Here is a 22,737-nt window from a genome sequence, read left to right on the forward strand (position 1 = left end):
AATTACCGTCCGCACAATAACTGAGAACCGGGCTATTGTCTCCGCATTCGAACGATGGCGGTTGCGTTCTCGGTCCTGACCGGCGTGAAATGCCATCCCATCCCGTTGCCTGTCCTGGCTCCGAAGACGATGGGGTGGATGATGGTGAGCCAGTCCCTGGAATCGCTGATGTCCTCGGCATCGTCGAAGATGACGAAGGCCTGATTGACGCGCACCCCGGTCGGCACCGCCTTCAGCCCCTGGGCGCCGAAAGTGATCTCGGCCGCAAGGCCCCGATCATGGCCGTTATCGTCCAGCCCCGGCATCGGCGGCATGACGAATTCGTGGCCATGCTGCAGATAGAAAGCCAGCACGTCCTCGAACCCATCGGCTGATGCGGCATAGGACACGGTGCCCTCGTCGGGATCGATGCCGATCTGCACCTCCTCCCGCCCGACGGCGGCTTCAAGCTCGGGGCTTGGGGCGGCGCCAGGATAGGCCTGAAACTCGGCGGCCGCGGGGAGCAGCGCGAGGCTCGAAGCAAGCGCGATGGCAGCGCCCCCTGCGAACACTGCCCGCAGCCAGCCGGCTGCCATGGCGCGAGAGGCCGCGCCGGCGCTTCCGTTCGTCATCGTCTTCATTTGGAAACCAGCTCCACCCTGCGGTTCTTCGCGCGCCCCTCCTCGTCGTCGTTGGAGGCAATGGGCTTGGAGAAGCCCGCCCCCTCCCAAGTTAGACGCCCGGAGCCGACGCCATAATCGTTGACCAGCGCCGCCACCACATTGGCAGCGCGCCGGCGCGACAGGTCCATGTTGTAGTCTGATGAGCCCTGGTTGTCGGTGTGGCCGACGACCTGGAGGTTGAGCTGCGGGTTCGTCGCCAGCAGCTTGGCGATCTCGTCCAGTGTTGGCTTCGATTCCGGCCGCAGGACGTCCTTGTCGAAATCGAACTGGATGCCATAGAGGTTGACCCGGCCGGTGCCGTCGATGGCCTGCTCCATCGCGCTGGCATCGACGAACACGATCTTGTCGGCGTCCATCTGCGCGGTTTCCACCACGCGGACCACGGCAACGGAACCGCGACCGCTTTCGCCGAGCCAGATCGCCGCGTAGACCGCACCCTCCGGCCGGTCGAGGCGGGCAAGAATGTAGCGCGCGTTCTTCTCGAACCAGTTGTGCACATAGTCGTCCGCCAGCCGGGGCAAGGTCAGCGGATCGCCGATGCTGCTGCCGACGAAATAGGCGGCGTCGGATGACTTGCTGGCAAAGCACGTGCCGTCGCCAGCGGCGCAGATGAAGACGACGTTGAAGCCTTTCGCCTTCAGCGCGGCCTGGTAGTTGCGCAGCACCTCCAGCGTCGAGCGCCCCGCGGGAAGCGAGTAGTAAATGAGAAAGGTCTTGCCTTCGAGCGTGGCGAAGCCGCCGCCGCTTCGCGTATCGGTATCGACCGGATCGAACGGTCCGTCGAGCACCGTAGCCTCGTCATAGTCGGACGTGCTGTATCCGACTATCTCCGCCCCGTCGTAGCGGCCGACAAGCGGATGGTCCTTGCCGCCCTCGATGTCGGCCGCGAAGGCACGGTCCGCGCCGAAGGCGATTGTCACGGCCATCATAAGGCCGATCCCCAAATGCCAGCATGCCCCAGGTGAAATCATGATCATTTCCCCCCGTCCCCTGCCGCCGGGCAGAGCGCCGGCGACTTTGCCATATCTCCAATTGCCCCGCTTCCTTCGAATGAAGGAGGCAGGCGCCTAGCCTACACCTACATAGCGCTGCAGCAAGTGGGGATCGGCACGCACGGCCTCTACGGCGAGGGTTTCGCGGGAGCGGCCATTTTCGATGAAGGCGACGCGGTCGGCCAGGGAAAGCACCGCATCCACGCGCTGCTCGACCAGTATGGTGGAGACGCCGCGCTCGCGCAGCCTCGCGACCGTGTCGCGGATCTTCGCGATCATCGAGGGCATCAGGCCTTCAGTAGGTTCGTCGAGCAGCAAGACCTCAGGCTCCAGGCAGAGCGCGCGCGCCATGGCCAGCATCTGCTGCTCGCCGCCCGACAGGGTGCCGGAACGCTGGCCTAGCCGCTCGCGCAGCAGCGGGAAAAGGTCCAGCACCGCGTCGCGCACGGCCCTGCCCTTATGGCGGGTCATCAGGCCGATCTCGAGATTTTCGGCGACCGTCATTTCGGCGAACAGCCGCCTTCCCTGCGGCACATAGGCGATGCCCGTGCGCGGCACCTCGTGCGGGGCAAGCGCGGTGAGCTCGCGCTCGCCGAGGCGGATCGAGCCGGCACGGGCGGGAACCAGCCCCATGATCGCCTTCAGCGTGGTCGTCTTGCCCGCGCCGTTGCGGCCGACGACGCACAGCACCTCGCCCTTGCGAAGCGACAGATCGAGCCCATGCAGCACCTGCACGTCGCCATAGAAGCAGTCGAGGCCGGCGACGGTGAGGACATCCGTGGCGGAGGCGTGGTTCATGCCGGCTCCGCCCCCAGATAGGCCTGCTGCACGGCCGCGTCGGCGCGGATATCCGCCGGTGTGCCTTCGGCCAGAATCCGCCCGGCATCCATGACCGTGATGCGGTGGGCTAGCCCCATCACCACGTCCATGTTGTGTTCGATGAGAAGCACGGTGGCGTCGGCGGCGATCTCGCGCACCAAGGCCATGAAGCCCGCTATCTCGCCGTCGGAGAGGCCTTGCGTCGGTTCGTCGAGGATGAGCAGGCGCGGCTTCAGCGCCAGCCCCATGGCGACCTCCAGCAGACGCTGGTGACCATAGGACAAACTGCCGGCCGGGGTGTCGGCACGGGCGGCGAGCCCGGTCCGCGCCAGCGCCTCCATCACCCCCGCATGCAGCCGCCCGTGGCCGCGGCCGTCGGTGAGCGTGCGCTGCACGGCGAGCGCGACATTGTCGTAGGCGCTGAGATTGGCGAAGACGGAGGTGATCTGGAACGTGTAGGCGATGCCGAGCCGCACCCGGCGGTGCGCCGGCAGGCAGGTGATGTCGTGCCCGTCGAAGACGATGCTCCCGGAGGTCGGCGCGATGCGCCCGCAGACGAGGCTGACAAAGCTGGTCTTGCCCGCGCCGTTGGGACCGATGATGGCGCGGATCTCGCCGGCGCGCAGCGAAAAATCGACATGGTTCACGGCGTGGAGGCCGCCGAAGTCCTTGGTCAGGGCCCGGGTTTCAAGAAGCACCGTCATGGCAGCCACCGCGCCCAGCGCTGACGCACGCTGCCCAGCACGCCCTTGGGGAAGTAGAGCACCAACAGAATGAGAGCCACGCCGACGACCAGCATATAGGCCGAGGTGTAGCTCGAGGTGACGTCGATGGCGTAATACATGAACAGCGTGCCGAGGAAGGGCCCGACCGTGGTGGCAGCACCGCCGAGCAGCACCCACAGAAGCGGCAGGATGGAATATTGCACGCCCGCGAAGGTGGAGCCGACATAGCCGAACAGCAGCGCATAGGCCGCCCCCGCCGCCGCGCAGATGACGCCGGAGGCGACCGTGGCCGAGAGCTTGTTGGCGAAGGTGTCGTAGCCGAGCATCTTTGTCCGCTGCTCGTTCTCGCGTATGGCGACCAGCACGCGGCCATACGACGAGCGCACGATGGCAAGCGTTGCGAAGAGGACGATTGCGAACAGCGCGAGTGCCGCCATGTAGCGCGTCATCGGGTCGGTAAAATCGAGACCGGCAAACCGGCGTGCGGCGGCGTCGAGCACCAGCCCGTCATCGCCACCCGTCCACTCCCCAAAATAGAAGGTCAGGAGATAAAAAACCTGCGCGAACATCATGGTCACGATCATGAAGGCGACGCCGGTGGTGCGTAGCGCCAACGCGCCGATGACCAGCGCAAGCGCCGCGCCGCAAGCAAGTCCGGCGGCGAAGCCGGCGGCGGCATTCCAGCCGAGATGGTAGATGGCAAGCCCCGCACCGTAGAGGCCTGCCGAGAAGAACATGGCATGGCCGAGGCTGAGCAGGCCGGTGTAGCCGAAGAGCAGGTTGTAGCCCATGGCGAAGACGGCCAGCACCATGACGCGCGCAAGCACGCCGTGATGATATTCCGGCAGCACGAAGGCGAGCGCGAAGAGCGCGGCGATCACCGCCACGTGCAGGAGAACTGTCTTCGAGGTGACCCCGCTCATCGGCTCTGGGTCCCGAACAGACCCTGCGGGCGGAACACGAGCACCATGGCAACCGCAAGGGTGGCGATGATCTTGGCGAGCGTCGGCGAGAAGAAGGCGGAGATGATGCCGTCGGAAACGCCGATCAGCAGGGCCGCCACCACCGTGCCGCGCAGCGAGCCGAGCCCGCCGATGATGACGACGATGAAGGACAGAAGCAGCGGGTCGAGGCCCATCAGGTAATGCGCCTGGCTGATCGGCACGATGAGCACGGCGGCGACCGCCGCCAGCATCGCGCCAAGCGCGAAGACGCCGGCATAGACGCGGCCCACCGGAATCCCGAAGGCCTGCGCGGTTTCGCGGTCATACTGTGTGGCGCGCATGATGAGCCCGATGCGCGTGCGCGAAAGGACGAACCAGGTGGCGAGCAGGACAAAAATCGAGGCGGCGATGATCGACAGCTTGTAGCCGGAATAGCCGAACCAGGGGAACAGCACGCGGTAGGTGAACGGCGCCTCCACCGGCCGCGCCTGGGGACCGTAGAAGGTGAGCGCCAGCTGCTGGATGATGTAGAGCAGACCTATGGTGGCAACGATGGTGGCTTCCGGGTCGTAGTTCAGCCGCCGCAGCACCAGCCGTTCGGCCACCAGCGCGATGGCACCGACGATCAGCGGGCTGATGACCAGCGCGAGCAGGAAGCCGACGGCCGGATGGCCCGAGACCAGCGAAGCCACCCACCAGGCCAGCACCGCGCCCAGCATGTAGAACTCGCCATGCGCGACATTGACCACGCGCATGACGCCGAACACCAGCGACAGGCCGAGCGCCATCAGCGCCAGCACGGCGCTGGTGACGAGGCCTTCGAGCGTGGCGAGGAAAAGATGCGGGCCGAAGGACATTCAGGTCTCGTCCTCGATGGGCGGCCATTGGCGGGAGGTGTCGACGATTGCCTCCATCCGGATCGTATCGCCAATCATCGAATAGACGATTCGATAATGTCGATGAGAGAGAATTTTCCGTATCCCGGCAACGCGGCCCACTAACGGGAATCAACCGGCGCGGCAGCTCCCGAAAATACTGACGACGTTTATACGCCGTCAGTACCCTTCCGGCAACGAAGCGCCTTACAACGGCTGAGTGGTGTAGTCGGCCTCCGGCTCGTAGAGGCCGTCCTCGATCTTGGTGCGGTGCACGACCGTCAGCTTGCCGTTCTCCAGCTTGGAGATGTTCTGGTGGCCGAAGACCTGATGGATCTTGCCATTGAAGATCTTGTCGCCCTGCGGGTGCTCGATGCCTTCCTTGAACTCCTTCAGCGCTTCGGTGGCCTCGATCAGCTTGGCGCGGTCGGCCGGACCCTGATAGCCGGCGTCCTCCATCGCCTTCTTGATGACGAAGAGCGTTTCCCAGCAGCCGAACATATGGGCGGCGGTGGAGACGTCCTTGGGGTCGCCGATTGCGGCGCCGTTGTCGTCGATGCCGACGGCAGCGCGGTAGGCCTTCTGGGCGTCGGAATCGTCAGGTTGCGCATAGCGCGGCGAGCCTTCCCAGAAATGGCTGCCGTCGAGGAATTCCAGGCCGGGGCTGTTGATGTCGACCGCTTCCAGCGAATCGATGAAGCCGAACAGCTGCGGCCCGCCGGAGCCGTAGAACTCGCCGAGCTCCTTAACGAAGGTGAGCACGGCCGGCCCGACCATGACGTGGTAGATCACGTCCGTCTCGGCCGGGATCTGCGGGAAATAGCGCGTGAACGAGCTTTCCGTGGGCGGGATGGCGATCTGCGCGATCACCTCGGCGCCCTGCGCCTTAAGCGCCGGCGGCAGGTAGTCGCGGTGGTCGTAGCCGAAGGCGTAGTCGGGGAAGATCATGGTGACCTTCTTGCCGGCATTGGCGGCGATCCACGGCGCCACGGAAGTGACCTGGCTGCGCACGTCGGTGATGCCGGGCTGGACGCAGTAGCGGTTCAGCTTGCCGGAAGCGACGTGATAGCCCTCGCTGACCACGTAGTAGGGGATCTTCAGCTCACCCGCGGTCGGGGCCGAGCCGGTGACGACGTGGGAAAACAGCGTCCCGTAGACGATGTCGGTCTTGTGCTGGCTGGCGAACTTGGCCACCACCTCGGCGCCGCGCTTGGCGTCGGTGCCATCGTCCTCGATGACGATCTCGACCGGGCGGCCATTGATGCCGCCGCCCTCATTGATGAGCTTCACGGCGGCGGCTGTCGTCCGCTCGTACCAGCGACCGTAGGCAGCGCCGATGCCGGTTCGGTGCGACTGGAAGCCGATCCTGACCGGGGCCGAACTTTGCGCCTGCGCATAGCGCACGAAACCGGGCGCCGCGGCGAGACCGGCCGAGGCGGCGAGCCCCTTCAGCGCCGTGCGCCGATTCAAACGCGGGCCGTTCGCCCCCAAAATCCTGGTCTTGCTGGTCATGCCTGTTTCCCTTGTCCTGCTGAGTGGCGGCCGTCGATGGGAGTTGCTCGACCGCTGCGTCCGAATTCGCGCCTCTGAAAGAGATCATCAAGGCAGATGCTTGACGATGGTGGCTTCCGTAAGGGAAGATGGCTTCCTTTTCCAGATAAAATCTGTCAACCCGCCGTCGGTGTCGACAACAGCCACAGGCCGAAGACGGTGTAGCCGACCATCAGCACGGTGAGCGGCAACTGGCCGAGCATGGCGCGCGACGGCGTCGGATGCAGGCGAAATGCCAAGGCATGCGCGATCAGCACCGCCAGCACATGGCCGCCGATGATCGCCGCGGCCTGCGCGTTCCACAGCATCCAGGCCGATTCGTAGCCGGCGACCAGGCCGACGCCGACCTCGAAGCCGGCCGTGCCGAACAGGTCCCAGCCGTTGGAAAAGGGATCCGAGAGCGCCACCAGCGCATATTGGCCATTGACCAGCAGCGCGGTCAGATAGTGCGAAAAATGGTAGGCGAGCGCGATCGGCACGATCGACCACACCAGCAGCCCGGCCGTCTGCCAGAACGGGCGGCGGCTGCCGGCAAGGCGTTCGCCCAAAAACACCGCCAGCAGATAGGCGCCCGAGAGCACTGCGAACATGCCGAGCAAACCCGCCGTGCCGATGCCCATGACAGCCGAGCGGCCAGGAAACTCCAGCGGATTGATGCCATTGAGCCCGAGCCAGAAGAAGGTGTGCGACAGGCCGTCGAAGGAGACCGAGCTGAGGGTGAGGATGAGGAAGAACATGCCGCTTGCCGGCAACGCGGCCTCGCCCCAAAGCTTCGCGCCCGGCCAACAGAGCTTCAGCCGCGAGCGGCCGTCCGTGCTGGTCGCTTCGACGACGGCGAAGCGCGACACCATGCGATAGAAGACCGACAGGAACTCGCCGCGCCGGCTCCACTCGTCGTAGCCGAAGACCAGCATCAGGACGAAGGCCAAAAGCCAGTAGGCCCCGGTCGCCCAGGCAAGCCGGGCCGGATCGTCCGGCGCGGGATCGATCAGTTCGAACCAGGCGAAGCCGAAGAACAGGAACACCGCCGGCCAATAGCCGAGCCTGACCGGCAGCCGCCGGCCCTGCACCGCCGACGGCAGAAGTGCGGAGACGACGCGCCATGGCCCGTACCATGGGTTGATCGAGGCCCAGAGATTGCCGAACAGGCCCTGCAGAAGCGTCAGCCCGACCCACAGCATCGTCCAAACGACGAGCGGCAGTGGATTGGACAGCGGGTCGCGGCTGCCGAGGAAGCCGGCGGCAACCAGCATGGCGAACACGGCGAAGGAAAGCAGGCTGACGACGATGCGCGCGTTTTCACCGAAGGGTTCGCCAATGGAGAAAAGCGCCAGCCGCTGCGTGGCGACGCGCTCCAAGACCCTCGGGGGCAGCAGCGCCAGCACCAAAAAACTTGCCGTCACCGCCGCCGCACCGCCCGCCATATAGTAGCCCGTCGGCAGCAGGAGCACATAGCCGCGCTCGCCAGCGTGGGCGAGCGCCTGGCTTGCGCCGAGGCAGGAAAAGATTGCGGACGACGACGCCAGCGCGGCGGCGCGCAATGCCTTCGCCGGAAGGCGCCGATGTCGGTTGCCTGAGATCACGCGCCCGATGTGCCACAGGGCAGCGGGGATGAAAAGCGCGACAGCGGCGCCGCGCCGCAAACCTGCGGATATGTGGCCACGCCGACGCATTGAAGTGGAGCATGAACTGCAACAATCTTTGCAACTGAGTGTCATCTGGCGCATAGTTGCGGCCATGGCAACGCAGAAGAATCAGAAGCCCGACTACGAGAAGATGCTGCGCAAGGCGGGGATACGCATCACTCGGCCGCGCCGCGTCATCGTGGAGATTCTCACGGGCTGCGAAGACCACCCGGACGCGCTGGAAATCTTCCGGCGCGCGGCCGAGGTCGATTCCAGCATTTCACTGTCGACGGTCTATCGCACCATGAAGGTGCTGGAAGGTCTCGGTGCCATCCATCGCCACGCCTTCGAGGGCGGCCCGTCGCGATTCGAGCAGGCCGGCGGCGAGCACCACGACCATCTGATCGACATCGACACCGGCGACGTGATCGAGTTCAAGTCTGACCGCATCGAGCACCTGCAGAACGAAATCGCCGAAGCGCTGGGCTACGACATCATCCACCATCGCCTCGAACTCTACGGCCGCAAGCGCAAGACCGGCTGAGCCCGCAAGGCCGTTCCCCCAAAGCGAAAGGTTGACGCGGCGACGACGCGGGTCGATCATCCGCGTCACGGGGGGAGCGTCTTTTTAGTCAATTCTCACGCGGGACACAGCAATGGAAAAAGCTGAAATCGGCCTGATCGGCCTTGGCGTCATGGGTTCCAACCTGGCCCTCAACATCGCCGAGAAGGGGCACCCCGTAGCCGTCTTCAACCGCACCACCGCGCGCACCGGCACCTTCTTCGAGGACGCCGGCAGCCTGCGCGAGATGATCGTGCCGTGCAGCACGCTGAAGGAACTGGCCGCGTCGATAAGGCCGCCCCGGCCTATCATCATCATGGTGCTGGCCGGCCAGCCGGTGGACGAGCAGATCGCGGCGCTGCGCAGCGTCCTGTCGGACGGCGACATCATCATAGACGCCGGCAACGCCAATTTCCGCGACACGATCCGCCGCTTTTCGGAGCTGAAGGATTCGGGCCTCACCTTCATCGGCATGGGCGTTTCGGGCGGCGAGGAAGGCGCCCGCCACGGCCCCTCGATCATGGTGGGAGGCACGCGCGACGCCTATGCGCGGGTGGAAAAGGTGCTGATCGACATTTCCGCCAAATACGAGGGCGAGCCCTGCGCGGCCCTGATGGGGCCGGACGGCGCCGGCCATTTCGTGAAGACCATCCACAACGGCATCGAATATGGCGACATGCAGATGATCGCCGAGATCTATGGCGTGCTGCGCGACGGGCTGGGCATGGCGCCGAAGGAAATCGGGGCTGTCTTCGCCGAATGGAACAAGGGCCGGCTGAACTCCTACCTGATCGAGATCACCGCAAAGGTGCTGGCTGCCGACGACCCCGAGAGCGGCAAGCCGATGGTCGACATGATCCTCGACCGCGCCGGCCAGAAGGGCACCGGCAAATGGGCGGCGATCGAGGCGCAGACGCTGGGCGTCTCGGCAACGGCGATCGAGGCGGCGGTTTCGGCGCGTATCCTGTCCTCGCTGAAGGACGAGCGGCTGGCGGCCGAGAAGGCTTACGACTCCGCCAGCCTCGCAAACTTCCCCGGCGAGCGGCAGGCGATCTTCCGCGACCTGGAGCTTGCGCTGTTTGCCGGCAAGATCGCAGCCTATGCGCAGGGTTTTGCGGTGATGGACGCCGCCTCGAAACAGTTCGACTGGCGGCTGCCCATGCCCACCATCGCCAAGATCTGGCGCGCCGGCTGTATCATCCGCTCGCAATTCCTCGGCACGCTGGCCGAGGCGTTCGAGAAAAGCGGCTCGCTGCCCAACCTGCTCATGGCGCCGGCCTTCATCGAGATGATGAAGGAGGCGCATCCGTCGCTGCGCCGCATCGTGGCGCGGGCGGCCGAATCGGGCCTGCCGATGCCGGCGCTGTCCGCCGCGCTCGCCTATTTCGACAGCTACCGGCAGGGGCGCGGCACCTCCAACCTGATCCAGGCGCAGCGCGACTTCTTCGGCGCGCACGGCTTCGAACGCATCGATGCGAAAGGCGCTTTCCACGGCCCGTGGGCGGACGGCGGCTGAGCGCGCGGGCAAAAACCAGGCTTCTGCCAGCGAAGAAATAACGCGGCAGGCAGTCGACAACGGCTGCGGCTTGAGCCATCGTCGCCGCTCGAATTGCCCCCTCATCCGGTCGCTTCGCGACCACCTTCTCCCCGGCGGGGAGAACGGGCTGGCCGCAAGGTCGGGATTCCTCCCACTCGCGGAGAGGACTGCCGAGCGAAGCCACGGCCGGGTTGGGGAGCCCGTTTCAAGGAGGTTTCATGTCCTACGTTCCCGCCGAAAACCGTTATGAAAACATGCTCTACAACCGCTGCGGACACTCCGGCCTCAAGCTGCCGGCCGTCTCGCTGGGGCTGTGGCACAATTTCGGCGGCGATACCCCGCACGAAACCAAGCGCGCGATCTGCCGCACGGCCTTCGACCTCGGCATCACCCATTTCGACCTCGCCAACAATTACGGCCCGCCGCCCGGCTCGGCCGAGACGGCCTTCGGCGAGATCCTGCGCACCGATTTCGCCGGCCATCGCGACGAGCTGATCATCTCCAGCAAGGCCGGCTACGACATGTGGCCCGGACCCTATGGCGAATGGGGTAGCCGCAAATACCTGCTCGCCAGCCTCGACCAGAGCCTGAAGCGCATGGGGCTGGACTATATAGACATCTTCTATTCGCATCGTTTCGACCCCGAAACGCCGCTGGAAGAGACCATGTTGGCGCTCGACCATGCCGTGCGCTCGGGCAAGGCGCTCTATGTCGGCATCTCGTCCTACAATTCGCAGCGCACGCGCGAGGCGGCGAACATCCTGCGCCAGCTCGGCACGCCCTGCCTCATCCACCAGCCCAGCTATTCCATGCTCAACCGCTGGGTGGAGGACGACGGCTTGCTCGACACGCTGGACGGGCTGGGCGTCGGCTCGATCGTGTTCTCGCCGCTGGCGCAGGGCATGCTGACCACCAAATATCTGCACGGCGTGCCCGAGGACAGCCGCGCGGCGCAGGGCAAGTCGCTCAAGCAGAATTTCCTCAACGAGGCGACGCTCACCAACATCCGCGCGCTGAACGCGATCGCGGCGCGGCGCGACCAGACGCTGGCGCAGATGGCCATCGCCTGGGTGCTGCGCAAGGGCCGCGTGACCTCGGCCCTGATCGGCGCCAGCCGTCCGGAACAGGTCGAGGATTGCGTCGGCGCGTTGAAGAACCTGCACTTCACCGATGCGGAACTCGCCGAGATCGACCAGTACGCGCGCGAGGCCGACATCAATCTGTGGGCCCGCTCGGCGGAACGGTAGTTTATGTCCCACGGGCGAAAATGAAAGGCCGGGATACTCTCCCGGCCTTTCTTGTTTCTGGTGATCAGGCCGCCCTGTCGCGGACCTGATAATCCTTCACCGCCGTGAAGCGGATCGCCTTCCAGCGCTCGGCCTCGTAGTTCAGCGAGAATTCGTGCTGGGCCAGGAACACCGGGTCGTTGTCGAGGTCGCGGGCGATGTCGCCGCGATGGCTCTCGACGAAGCGCTGCAGGTCGGCCTTATCGTCGGCGTCGATCCAGCGGCAGACCGAGAAGCGCGACATCTCGAAATCGACCGGCAGCGTGTATTCGATGTTGAGCCGTTCCTTCAGCACATCGATCTGCAGCGCGCCGACCACGCCGACGATCGCCGGGGAACCGTCTTCCGGCTGGAACAGCTGCACCACGCCCTCTTCCGCCATCTGCTGCAGAGCTTCCTTGAGCTTCTTGGCCTTCATGGCGTCGCCCAGCCGCACGCGGCGCAGGATTTCCGGCGCGAAGTTCGGCACGCCGCGGAACAGGATCTCCTCGCCCTCGGTCAGCGTGTCGCCGATGCGCAGCGTGCCGTGGTTGGGAATGCCGACCACGTCGCCGGCATAGGCCTCGTCGGCGGTGATGCGCGAGCGGGCGAAGAAGAACTGCGGCGCCGACAGGCTGATCGGCTTGCCGGTGCGTACCAGCTTGGCCTTCATGCCGCGCTGGAGCGTGCCGGAGCAGACGCGCACGAAGGCGATGCGGTCGCGGTGGTTGGGGTCCATGTTGGCCTGGATCTTGAAGACGAAGGAGGTCATCTTCTCTTCCGTCGCCTCGACCTTGCGCGTATCGGCCTCCTGCGCGCGCGGCGCCGGGCCATAGTCGCCCAAGGCCTCGATCAGGTCGCGCACGCCGAAATTGCGCAGCGCCGAGCCGAAATAGACCGGCGTCAGGTGGCCCTGGCGGAAGGCTTCGAGATCGAAGGGCCGGCAGGCCTCGCGCGCCAGCTCCAGCTCCTCGATGAAGGCCGGGCGATCGTTGTCGGGCAAAAGGCCTGCGGCGCGGTTGGAATCGGGCCCGTGGACCAGCGTGCGCTCCTTTTCCTCGTCGCTACGGCGCACCGCGTTTTCGGCGAGATGATAGGTGCCGGCAAACGTCTTGCCCTGGCCGATGGGCCAGGTGATGGGCGCGGTGTCGAGCGCCAGCTTCTGCTCGATCTCGTCCAGAATCTCGTAAGTGTCGCGCGCCTCGCGGTCCATCTTGTTGACGAAGGTGACGATGGGAATGTCGCGCAGGCGGCAGACCTCGAACAGTTTCAGCGTGCGCGGCTCGATACCCTTGGCGGCGTCGATGACCATGACGGCCGCGTCCACCGCCGACAGCGTGCGATAGGTGTCGTCGGCGAAGTCTTCGTGACCGGGCGTGTCGAGCAGGTTGAAAACGTTGTCGCCATATTCGAAGGTCATCACCGAGGTGACGACCGAGATGCCGCGCTCGCGCTCGATCTTCATCCAGTCCGAGCGGGTCTGTATGCGGTCCTTCTTTGCCTTCACTTCGCCGGCGAGCTGGATGGCGCCGCCGAACAGCAGCAGCTTTTCGGTGAGCGTGGTCTTGCCGGCGTCCGGGTGCGCGATGATCGCGAAGGTGCGGCGGCGCGCGACCGCCTTGGCTATGTCTTCGGCCATGTCGTGATGATCCTGTTGTTGGCCGGGCTTATAGCGGCGACGCGGCGTCAAGTCGAACAGAAATGGCACGGGCCGCCGCAGATGCGCCTCAGATGCCAGAATGGCTCGCCTAGCCAAAACCGCCGCCTATGCATAGCTTGCGAATTGACGAACGCCGAGAAGCGGAGGATAGAACGCCGCCATGAACACGCCCTCCCAAAACTCCCCCATCGTCGGCGTCGTCCGACTTCCCGAAGCCAACGGCCTCGACCTGCCCGCCTATGAGACGGCCGGCGCCGCCGGCATGGACCTGCGCGCGGCGGTGCCGGACGACCGGCCGCTGCTCATCCTTCCCGGCCGGCGCGCCCTGGTGCCGACCGGCCTGATCTTCGAAATCCCCGAGGGCTATGAGGGCCAGGTGCGGCCGCGCTCGGGCCTTGCCTTCAAGCACGGCATCACCTGCCTCAACACGCCCGGCACCATCGACAGCGACTATCGCGGCGAGGTGAAGGTGCTGCTGATCAACCATGGCGACGAGGATTTCTACGTCGAGCGCGGCATGCGCATCGCCCAGATCGTCTTCGCGCCGGTGACGCAGGTGAAGCTGGAAGAGCAGAGCCTCGCCGGCTCTACCGGCCGCGGCGCCAACGGCTTCGGCTCGACCGGCAGCGCCTGACCGCCAGCTCCAGGCTATCCAAGATAAAAAGACCGGCTCCGACAGCGTCGAAGCCGGCCAATTCGCCTTCCGTCCCCCGACGCGCTCCCCGGTTATGAGTGCGCCGGCGCGACGAAAAGCCTAGTGCTGCCCCGTGGGACAGACGAGATGCACCGGAATGCGTGTGCGCGCGAGTACCCGATACGGCTCCTGGCTCCACATCATACTACGGATGAGCCAGGGACGGCGCGGATCGGCGCCCATGATGATGGCCTCGCACTTCTGGCGCTTTGCCTCGTTCAGTATGCTTTTGCGGGGATTGCGGGTAGTGACGATGTGACCATCGGCACTCACCCCCGCATTCTCCAGTTGCTCGATGGCCCAGCTGACGTTGTCCTGCTGCTCGGCCATCTCGCGCTTGCTGGGGCGCAGACCCGGATTGGGCAGGCCGAAGCCCGTGCCCCAGAGCCGCGCGATGGTCAGGACCCGGGCATGGCCGCCCTGGGCCCGCACCATGCGCACGGCCAGGTCGATCACATCCTTGCTGAACCTTCGCCCTTCCGAGGCGATCAGCACGCTGTGCGCGACCTGGGCATCACCCGCCGGCTGCGATCGTCCGAAAAGATTCCGGATCATGCGCCTTGCTCCTCAGTTGCCGTTACGCGGCCATCTCGGTGGAGACGTACCCGTCCCGGCGGTCTTCCCACTTCCGGTACCAGTAGAGCGGCAGATACATGAACGTAGCGCCGATGCCGAGGAAGTAGTAGATCGCCTGGCCGCCGATGTAGGAGTAGATGATGCCGCCGACCAGCCAAACGAAGAAGTACAGCGCGGCCAGAGCGAGCGCGATATACTTGAAATACTCCGGCAGCCGGAACGGGCGATGCACGTTGGGCCGGTCCTTGCGCAGCAGGTAGTAGGCGATCAGCACCGGCACGAACGAGCCGAGATACCCCACGTTGGAGAAGGAGTAGATCTCGATCGCACCGCCCATGAAGGCGATGAGCAGGCTGGCGCCGACATTGGTCATCATCGCGCGATCCGGCACGTGGTGCTTGTTCAGATGCTGGTAGAAGCGGGGGAACTGCCCGTCCAGCGACATCTGGTAGAGCGACCGCGAACAGCCCATCAGCGAGTTCAGCGCCGAGAGCACCAGGGCGATGATCAGCATGATCGCCATCAGCCATTCCATCACCGCACCGGCCACGCCGGGGAAGATGTTGCTGGCGAAGGTGACGAACATCGTCTTGGGGTCGACAAGCGCGGGGTCGGAGATGGCCTGCGCGCCCAGCACGACCACGAAGGAGATCGGCAGCATCGTGTAGACGAACACGCCGTAGCCGCCCTCTAGCGTCATCGCGATCTTGGCATCGCGGCCGGGATGCTTGCACTCGCCGATGTAGCAGGCCGCCGCCTCATAGGCGATCACGGTCCACAGCAGCGGGAATGCGTAAGCAATGTACATGACCCAGGCTGGATAGCCCCCGACGGGATCGAAGAAGCTGGTTCCGTCGAGATGCGGGAAGCCGGCAAGCTCGCTCCAGTTGGCGGCGTCGAGATTGAAGATGAAGCCGATCGACAGGAAGGTGAGCGGGATCATCGACAGCACCGCCAGGATCGTCGCCATCGAGGTGCCGAAGCGGATGCCCAGATAGGCCGGGATCGACAGGACAATCAGGCCGACGGCCGTGATGCCCAGCGTCCAGTACGGGATGAAGGTGCTGACCGGCGTGATGCCATGCGTGGCGTCCAGCCCGAACAGGTGGGTGATGTAGAACGACGCCAGGATCATGTTGAGCGGCGCCACCGGCATCCAGCCGACCCAGTACATCCAGGCCGTGACGCCGTTGACATGCGGCGCCAGCCGCGGCCAGCGGTCCTTGTAGGCCGGATAGGCGTAGGACGGCGAACCGCCGGTGCGCCCGGGCATCATCGCCGACAGCTCCGCCAGGAGCAGGCACAGCACGACGCCCGTCAGTGTGAAGAAGGTGATGAATGGAATGTAGGATGCGCCAAACACCGTCAGAAACGCCGGCGCAGCCCCGGTTACGAGAATGGTTCCGGCCAGACCGATGACGAAGGCTCCCCACCAATTCGTCCCGGTTTGAAGATTGCCCTGCTCGTATTCAAGGACGTCAATAGCCCCTCCTTGGCTCATTGTACGCCCTCCCCTACCGTTCCGGCCTGCATTGACGGGTCGATTCCGACCCGGCGGCCAGGTGCCGCCATGCAAGCGGCACGTTTTTGTTCAGTAGAAGTCATCGAGTTTCCTCCTCCTCTTGACTTGTATGTTTGTTGGACCGGTTTGTTTTTTGTCTACCTGGTCTGGTGGATGCCCGGGCTCTGTTGGCCACCGCCCGGAACTCCGAAATCATCCTTGTGCGACCGCCAACCGCAGCCATCGCCCGGATTCAGAAACAGCCGAGCCCGCAGCGCCCCAACGTTGTTGCGAGCACTCGAGCCGGGTTCGAAATCCGGCATTCCCCACGCATTTGCGCGATATCTGGTCAGCTGTCAGGCGCGTCCTGCGCCCCGCCGACCGGGGCCCTGCCGATGTCGTGAATTGTGCGATCTGATGTGTGGCCAGCCAAGCTATATGCGCCATGCCTGACACGATCAAAGTGGGATTCCAGGAGCCCCCAAGGGGTCTTTTCCTGCTTTTCTTGCTCTTCGCGGCGGCACGCTGGCTAGTGCATGACAACCGGTTCCAGCAAGCTATGGATGCCCACTTTCAATCTGTCATCCATTTCTCTCCTTCGATTACCTACGAGCGATCAATCAAAGAGCCACAGTGCGCCAGGTGAAACGGATTTCTCCGCCTGCCATTCACATTAAGAAAAAATATTTCACCTGATGCAATCAGGCCACAAGGACATTTCTATGTCAACAGGATATTGCGGCGAGAGCGAGGGCCGCGATCACTTTTTGATCACTCAGTTTAACCGGCTGAATTATATAGGTATTCTCATACCGCCCGCATGGAGACCCCGTCGGCTCGATGCCGCCAGGCCAGGCGGGCCGTAACGAGACCCGGCGGCGACGCTTGGAGAACAGCATCGCTGGCAGCAATCAACCGCGTTCCGATCGAATCGGATTTGCCGCGCCACATTCCGCCCGCTAGAATTGGCACCATTCGGTTCGAGCTGGGGGAACGTTGCAATGGACAAGGGCGCGGTCTTTCGCAGGCTTCACGAGGCGCCGGGGGCCTTCGTGATCCCCAATCCCTGGGACGTCGGCACGGCGAAATTGCTCGCCGCGGCCGGCTTCAAGGCCCTGGCCACCACCAGCGCTGGCTTTGCCTTTTCGCGCGGCTTGCCCGACGGGGGCGTACCCTTTGACATGATGATCGCGCATTGCAGGGAGCTGGCCGCAGCGACCAGCCTGCCGGTTTCGGCCGATCTCGAAAAGGGCAGGGCGACAGCCCGGAAAGCGCTGCCGAGACCATTTTCGCGGCCGGCGCCGCCGGACTTGCCGGCTGCTCGATCGAGGATTTTTCCGGCGACCCGGACAAGCCCATCTACGAGTTCTCGCATGCCGCCGAGCGGGTGACGGCGGCGGTGGAAGCCGCGCGGGCGCTGCGGCGCGATTTCGTCTTCACCGCCCGGGCCGAGAATTTCCTGCACGACCGCCCGGACCTCGACGACACCATCGCGCGACTGCAGGCCTTCGAGCGGGCGGGCGCCGACGTGCTCTATGCGCCCGGCATCACCGACATCGAGACAGTGCGCAGGATCTGCTCGGCGGTGTCGAAGCCGGTCAACGTGCTCGCGGTGCCGGGCTTCAGCGTCACCGCGCTTGCCGACGCCGGCGCCAAGCGCATCTCGCTGGGCTCCAAGCTGACGACCTACGCCTTCGGCATGCTGCAGAAGGCTTCGCGCGAGATGCTGGAGGAAGGCACGTTCGAATTTTCGCGCGACGGCGTCCCATTTGGCACCATGCAGGCCATGTTCTCTAGCCGGTGAGCCCTACCCCGGCTCCCACCGCCACCCGCTCGGGCCGCGCCAGTGAAAGCTCGCGCGCAGCGACGGCCTTGTGCAGATGCACCATCATGGCGGCGGCGAAGAGCGGCGTCAGAAGGTTGAGCAGCGGCACTGCGAGAAATGCCGCGATCACCAGCCCGGCCATGAACACCGTGCCGGCATATTTGCGCCGCAGCGCCTTGGCGTCCGCTTCAGGCCGAAAGCGCATGGCGGCGAATTCGAAGAATTCGCGGCCGAGCAGATAGCCGTTGACCACGAAGAAGGCGCCGATGTTGATGCCCGGCACCAGAAGCAGAAACAGCGCCAAAATGTTGGCGACGATGACCACGCCCAGAAATTTCAGCGTCATGACGATCGCCGGCACGATGGGCAGGGCGCGGCCGGGTGGATCGGCCGGATAGTCGGTGCGCTCGACCACTTCGGCGATGTCGTCCAGAAACAGGCCCGCAACCAGCGCCGTCACCGGCGCGATCAGCAGGGCCAGCCCAAGGGCCAGCCCGACGCCGGCGAAGATCGCCGCGATCAGCCCGAGCCAGCCGGCCCAGGCGGGAAAGCCGGGCAGGAGCGCGTCGATCCACGGCAGGGCGAGCGCGTCGAACAGCTTGTAGAGCCCGAACCACGACGCCACCAGCGCGAGCAGCGTGATGCCCAGCGTCTTCAGGAACACGGCGCGGAATTCGGGCGAAAACAGCCTGCCGGCGGCGGCACGGGCGGCGTCGAAGATCATCGGCGGCGTCTCCTTTCACGTCGGGGCCGTTGCCGCCCACAGATAGGCGGGCGCCGGCGCCCCCGCAAGAATGCGCTTTTGCAGCTTTGCAAAATCTGCCCGAACGGCTAGACCCGCCGGCGGCCTGCGTGCCAAAACCTATCTGCCCGGCTTTGCGGAGACCTTCATGAGCCAATACGACGTGCTTTGCATCGGCAATGCCATTGTCGACATCATTGCCCAGTGCGACGACGATTTCCTCGTGGAGAACCGCATCATCAAGGGCGCCATGAACCTGATCGACGCCGAGCGCGCCGAGCTGCTCTACAGCCGCATGGGCCCGGCCATCGAGGCCTCCGGCGGCAGCGCCGGCAACACGGCGGCGGGCGTGGCGAGCTTCGGCGGGCGCGCGGCCTATTTCGGCAAGGTCAGCCGGGACCATCTCGGCCGCATCTTCACCCACGACATCAAGGCGCAGGGCGTGGCCTTCGACACCAGCCCGCTGAGCGGCACGCCGCCGACCGCGCGCTCGATGATTTTCGTCACGCCCGACGGCGAGCGCTCGATGAACACCTATCTCGGCGCCTGCGTGGAGCTGGGGCCGGAGGACGTGGAGGCCGACAAGGCGGCGGGCGCGAAGGTCACCTATTTCGAGGGCTATCTGTGGGACCCGCCGCTCGCGAAGGAAGCCATCCGCCTCACCGCCGCCCATGCCCACGCCGCCGGCCGCGAAGTGTCGATGACGCTGTCGGACCCGTTCTGCGTCGACCGCTACCGCGACGAATTTCTGGACCTGATGCGCTCGGGCACGGTGGACATCGTGTTTGCCAATGAGAGCGAGGCAAAGTCGCTCTACCAGACCGAATCTTTTGACCAGGCGCTGGAGCTGATCCGCAAGGACTGCAAGCTCGCCGCCGTCACCCGCTCGGAGCTCGGCTCGGTCATCGTGCGCGGCGACGAGACGGTTGCCGTCGACGCCATTGAGATCGCCGAGCTGGTCGACACCACCGGCGCGGGCGACCTTTACGCCGCCGGCTTCCTGTTCGGCTACACCGCCGGGCGCAGCCTGGAAGACTGCGGCAAGCTCGGCTCGCTGGCCGCCGGCCTGGTCATCCAGCAGATCGGCCCGCGCCCGCGGCAAAATCTGCGCGAGCAGGCCGAGCAGTTCGGGTTGCTGTAGTTCGGCTCCCTGCCGCAAGCGCCGAGCGATATAGAATTCGCCCCCCCCACTCCGTCTCGGCTTTGCCGAGCCACCTCTCCCCCGATCGACGGGGGAGAGGAAACGCCGTCCGCGAGCTTGGCACCCTTCCTCTCCCCTTTTGAGGGGGAGAGGTGCCGAGCGAAGCGAGGCGGAGTGGGGGTAAGCCGTGCCCTATGAGATTGCTCTGCGCGCTTCATCCCGCCCTCGTGGTTCGAGGCTCCGTTCCGCTTCGCTTCACTACACACCTCACCATGAGGGCTACCGCTGGCGCCCGCCTCCCTCATTCTGAAGTGCCGCGCCAACCTCCCTCATCCTGAGGTCAGCGCAACTTCCCTCATCCTGAGGCGCTCGCCCGCAGGGCGAGCCTCGCCCTTCGACCGGCTCAGGGCACGCACCTATTCATCGCCACGCCCCGTTGCCGGTCTGGCTATTGTCCAAGAACCCTCCCCTTTTGCGGGAGTTCGGGAAGCGGGGCGCGAGGCCGGGCCTTCCGAGAAATTTTTATGCGGCGCGACCTCGCGACCCGCCGGCGATTTCTGTCCCCGTCCGTTCCGCTGCGACGAAATCCCTGAAGCCCTGCCGTTTCCGCAAAAAAAGCCTTTCGCGGACAAGCCGGGACTGCAGGGTTCCCGTCCTCTGTGCTCGTCCAGCACGCACGGGCCGTAGTACCCGCAGGGGAACCCTCGGACGGAGCCTCCCCGGGGCCATGGACCACGTTAGCCCACGACCGGAAGCGCCGGTTCCTCCCCACGCAATCACCGTCGCGACCGGCGTTCCCGCAGGAGAAACTGCCGGGAATTTTACGGGAAGGTTTTGGGGTGGGGGAGAAAGGCAGAGACGTTTTTGTCTGCGCCTCAATGTTTTCAGGCAGTTGGGGTTGGGATGGCGCCGGGTTTATCCACTCGGCTGCGGACGGCGCCGGCGCCACCTCCCCCTTGAGGGGAGGTCGCATCCGAGCGCAGCGAAGGATGCGGGAGGGGTCATTTCGGCCGCGCGCGGCTTGGACCTACCCCTCCCGGCCGCTTCGCGGCACCATCGAAGGAGAAGGAAAGCGTTGGCGCAACGCTCTGATCACGCGGCCTGGTCTGAAATGTAGCAACACCACGGAGTAAGAATGCCGACTTATTCGTTGACCCGGATACTTAATCAACGTCAACTTATCGCCTGCAACTCGATTCGGTTAATGTTAGAGGACCTTCATGAATCCTGTCATTCGTGCCCAATTGCGAGAGTTTTCTAAAGCCAACTCAATACTCACCGAAAATCAGGAGAAACAGTTTGAAATATATTCTATTTTCTCAATTTTGACAGGGCTCCTCGGCGAGAACATTGATGCCTATGACGCTCATTTGCAGGGCGATGAGTTCGGTCTCGATGGGACTGCCGTGATAATTCAGGGTGAGGCGGTTCGCAATCGTCAAGAAGCAGAAGAAAAACTAGCGGCAATAAATAACCCGTCCATCGAGTTTATTTTCTTCCAATCCAAAATAAGCACCAATTACGATTATGGTGACATTTCCAAGTTTTTCGACGCCATAACAGGCTTTTTTGACGGCGATCTCAAAGGTGAAAGTGACGCGATTGATGATCTCATCGGTGCGATGGAGGTCATATATGAAAGGGGCGTCGGAAAGCGCAATCCGAAGTTAAGCTGCTACTACGTTGCAACGGGCAACTATGAGCAGCCATACAAATTGGAAAAACTAAAAGATAATTTTCGGATCACTCTGCAAGAGCAAAACATATTCGACGCCGCCACAATATCCATTGAGTTTGTAGGCGCGCGCGAGCTTCAACAGTGGTATCGTGCGGCCGTCAGCGCAGTGGAAGTCGAAATAGATTTCCCGCGAAATGTTGTTATGCCAAACAATAATCACGTAGAAGAAGCTTACATCAGATATATAGATGCTAATAATCTATTGAAATTGTACTCGTTGAAAGACTCTGATGGAAATGTTTTAGGAATTAACAGGTCGGTTTTCTTCGACAACATTCGGGACTATGATTCAAAGTCAAAAATAAATTTAGGCATAAAAGCCGGCGTGAGGTCAAGCGGAGGGGCCGAATTTGTTTTTCGAAATAATGGAATAACTGTGGTATCAAAAAGCATTGATCGAACCGGAGACAAATTCCGCCTCGAGGACTTCCAAATTGTCAACGGATGCCAAACAAGCAACGTTATATTTGACCTCGTATACGGAGATGATGACGCGGGAAGCAATGGAAATACTGAATTGATTCAGGACATTCAGGTTCCGTTTCGCCTCATCGGATCAAAGGACGACGAATTTGTTTCATCGATTATCGTCGGAACGAACCGACAGAATCCTGTTAGGGACGAACAATTCTGGGCTCTTCGACCTTTTATGAAAAGCTTTGAAGAGTACTGTAGAAATCTGGACCCTGAAGAAATTATATATTTCGAAAGAAGAGATAATCAGTATAGAAATCAAAACGTCGAGCGAACCCGCGTTATGCAGCCGTCGGTCCTAATGAAAGCGGTGGCGGCTTGCCTGCTTTTCCAACCGCAGCGTGCAGCCAGAGACTATCGCGGCATTCTTTCCGAATACGAGGATTCTATCTTCCTCGATGATCACGATGTTCGCGTATATCATGCCGTCGCATATCTGTATTATCGGCTTGAGTTTCTTTGGCGGAACCAGAGAATACCGAATAGCTACAAGACGTTTAGGTACTACATTTTAGCGGGAATCGGCCTGCAAATGACTGGTGGCAAGCACGTGTTTGCGATGAAGAAAGGAAAATTGGCCAGTGTTGCAGAGTCAATTATCGCTCTATGTCGAGATGAAGAGGCCTTCAAAGCGGCTGTTGAGCAGGTAGTTTTGGTTATACAGGACCGACTGAAGGAAATGGGTGTCCTAAGTCAAGAACGAATTCGCGACACCATCCGCTCAGAGACATTTTCGAGTACATTCCGGGATCGTTTGATGGCGTTGGAGCTCGCATAAAGTGTCTCTCGGCCGAGAGCGGCCCAAGCTATTGGCCTCCGCCTCGCCCCG

18 protein-coding genes and 1 pseudogene are annotated in these 22,737 nt (G+C 63.5%); 7 read left to right on the forward strand and 12 right to left on the reverse strand.

Annotation, left to right across the window (positions count from 1 at the left end):
• Positions 1 to 32 precede the first annotated feature (32 nt).
• From ABLE85_RS09270 to ABLE85_RS09305, 8 genes are all read right to left on the reverse strand, one after another.
• Entirely contained in the window at positions 33 to 620 is a 588-nt protein-coding gene (locus ABLE85_RS09270; protein ID WP_348792420.1) for a hypothetical protein, read from the reverse strand.
• Positions 617 to 1,591: an OmpA family protein gene (locus ABLE85_RS09275; protein ID WP_348792421.1), complete on the reverse strand. Its 975-nt coding sequence runs from the start codon at positions 1,589 to 1,591 to the stop codon at positions 617 to 619. Before ABLE85_RS09275 ends, ABLE85_RS09270 begins: the two co-directional genes overlap by 4 nt.
• Before the next feature lie 138 nt (positions 1,592 to 1,729).
• Positions 1,730 to 2,452 (reverse strand): ABC transporter ATP-binding protein, encoded by a 723-nt coding sequence (locus tag ABLE85_RS09280; RefSeq protein ID WP_348792422.1) that lies wholly within the window; start codon positions 2,450 to 2,452, stop codon positions 1,730 to 1,732.
• The gene (locus ABLE85_RS09285) at positions 2,449 to 3,177 is read right to left on the reverse strand and encodes an ABC transporter ATP-binding protein (protein ID WP_348792423.1); all 729 of its coding nucleotides are present in this window, start codon (positions 3,175 to 3,177) and stop codon (positions 2,449 to 2,451) included. Before ABLE85_RS09285 ends, ABLE85_RS09280 begins: the two co-directional genes overlap by 4 nt.
• Positions 3,174 to 4,121 carry a branched-chain amino acid ABC transporter permease gene (locus ABLE85_RS09290; protein WP_348792424.1) on the reverse strand — a complete coding sequence of 316 codons (948 nt, stop codon included), beginning with the start codon at positions 4,119 to 4,121 and terminating at the stop codon, positions 3,174 to 3,176. Before ABLE85_RS09290 ends, ABLE85_RS09285 begins: the two co-directional genes overlap by 4 nt.
• A complete protein-coding gene (locus tag ABLE85_RS09295) occupies positions 4,118 to 4,999 on the reverse strand; it encodes a branched-chain amino acid ABC transporter permease (protein ID WP_348792425.1) in 882 nt (293 codons plus the stop codon). The genes ABLE85_RS09290 and ABLE85_RS09295 overlap by 4 nt, the downstream gene beginning before the upstream one ends.
• A 225-nt stretch (positions 5,000 to 5,224) precedes the next feature.
• Positions 5,225 to 6,529 (reverse strand): ABC transporter substrate-binding protein, encoded by a 1,305-nt coding sequence (locus ABLE85_RS09300; protein ID WP_348792426.1) that lies wholly within the window; start codon positions 6,527 to 6,529, stop codon positions 5,225 to 5,227.
• Positions 6,530 to 6,684: 155 nt separating this feature from the next.
• On the reverse strand, positions 6,685 to 8,109 hold the full coding sequence (locus ABLE85_RS09305; protein WP_348792427.1) for a hypothetical protein: 1,425 nt from the start codon (positions 8,107 to 8,109) through the stop codon (positions 6,685 to 6,687).
• Between the two features lie 196 nt (positions 8,110 to 8,305).
• On the opposite strand from ABLE85_RS09305, the gene ABLE85_RS09310 reads away from it, so the two are divergent.
• The 3 genes from ABLE85_RS09310 to mgrA all read left to right on the forward strand — a co-directional run bounded on the left by ABLE85_RS09310 (position 8,306) and on the right by mgrA (position 11,539).
• Entirely contained in the window at positions 8,306 to 8,737 is a 432-nt protein-coding gene (locus tag ABLE85_RS09310; protein WP_348792428.1) for a Fur family transcriptional regulator, read from the forward strand.
• A 112-nt stretch (positions 8,738 to 8,849) separates the two neighbouring features.
• Positions 8,850 to 10,271, forward strand: a complete 1,422-nt coding sequence (gene gndA / locus ABLE85_RS09315; RefSeq protein ID WP_348792429.1) for an NADP-dependent phosphogluconate dehydrogenase — start codon at positions 8,850 to 8,852, stop codon at positions 10,269 to 10,271.
• A 239-nt stretch (positions 10,272 to 10,510) separates the two neighbouring features.
• On the forward strand, positions 10,511 to 11,539 hold the full coding sequence (mgrA, locus tag ABLE85_RS09320; RefSeq protein ID WP_348792430.1) for an L-glyceraldehyde 3-phosphate reductase: 1,029 nt from the start codon (positions 10,511 to 10,513) through the stop codon (positions 11,537 to 11,539).
• A gap of 64 nt (positions 11,540 to 11,603) precedes the next feature.
• On the opposite strand, the gene ABLE85_RS09325 is transcribed toward mgrA, so the two are convergent.
• Positions 11,604 to 13,196, reverse strand: coding sequence for a peptide chain release factor 3 (locus tag ABLE85_RS09325; protein ID WP_348792431.1), 1,593 nt, complete (start codon positions 13,194 to 13,196; stop codon positions 11,604 to 11,606).
• Between the two features lie 181 nt (positions 13,197 to 13,377).
• Between ABLE85_RS09325 and dut the strand changes: the two genes are divergently transcribed.
• Positions 13,378 to 13,851, forward strand: a complete 474-nt coding sequence (gene dut, locus ABLE85_RS09330; protein ID WP_348792432.1) for a dUTP diphosphatase — start codon at positions 13,378 to 13,380, stop codon at positions 13,849 to 13,851.
• 120 nt (positions 13,852 to 13,971) lie between these two features.
• On the opposite strand, the gene ABLE85_RS09335 is transcribed toward dut, so the two are convergent.
• Both ABLE85_RS09335 and ABLE85_RS09340 read right to left on the reverse strand, forming a co-directional pair.
• Positions 13,972 to 14,466, reverse strand: a complete 495-nt coding sequence (locus tag ABLE85_RS09335) for a universal stress protein (RefSeq protein WP_348792433.1) — start codon at positions 14,464 to 14,466, stop codon at positions 13,972 to 13,974.
• A 22-nt stretch (positions 14,467 to 14,488) separates the two neighbouring features.
• Entirely contained in the window at positions 14,489 to 15,988 is a 1,500-nt protein-coding gene (locus tag ABLE85_RS09340) for an APC family permease (protein WP_348792434.1), read from the reverse strand.
• Positions 15,989 to 16,989: 1,001 nt separating this feature from the next.
• Between ABLE85_RS09340 and ABLE85_RS09345 the strand changes: the two are divergent.
• A pseudogene (locus ABLE85_RS09345) lies at positions 16,990 to 17,792 on the forward strand (isocitrate lyase/phosphoenolpyruvate mutase family protein).
• Here the strand turns inward: ABLE85_RS09345 and ABLE85_RS09350 are convergent.
• Entirely contained in the window at positions 17,782 to 18,537 is a 756-nt protein-coding gene (locus tag ABLE85_RS09350; protein WP_348792435.1) for a sulfate transporter family protein, read from the reverse strand. The pseudogene ABLE85_RS09345 and the gene ABLE85_RS09350 sit on opposite strands and share 11 nt — an antisense overlap.
• A gap of 166 nt (positions 18,538 to 18,703) precedes the next feature.
• Here ABLE85_RS09350 and ABLE85_RS09355 point away from each other — a divergent pair, with 166 nt between their 5' ends.
• Positions 18,704 to 19,696 (forward strand): adenosine kinase, encoded by a 993-nt coding sequence (locus tag ABLE85_RS09355; protein WP_348792436.1) that lies wholly within the window; start codon positions 18,704 to 18,706, stop codon positions 19,694 to 19,696.
• A gap of 1,220 nt (positions 19,697 to 20,916) precedes the next feature.
• Complete coding sequence (locus ABLE85_RS09360; protein WP_348792437.1) at positions 20,917 to 22,686, forward strand: AIPR family protein; 1,770 nt, start codon at positions 20,917 to 20,919, stop codon at positions 22,684 to 22,686.
• The last annotated feature ends 51 nt before the right edge of the window (positions 22,687 to 22,737 follow it).

It is taken from the genome of Mesorhizobium sp. KR1-2, from assembly GCF_040045035.1.
Taxonomy (GTDB): Bacteria; Pseudomonadota; Alphaproteobacteria; order Rhizobiales; family Rhizobiaceae; genus Pseudaminobacter.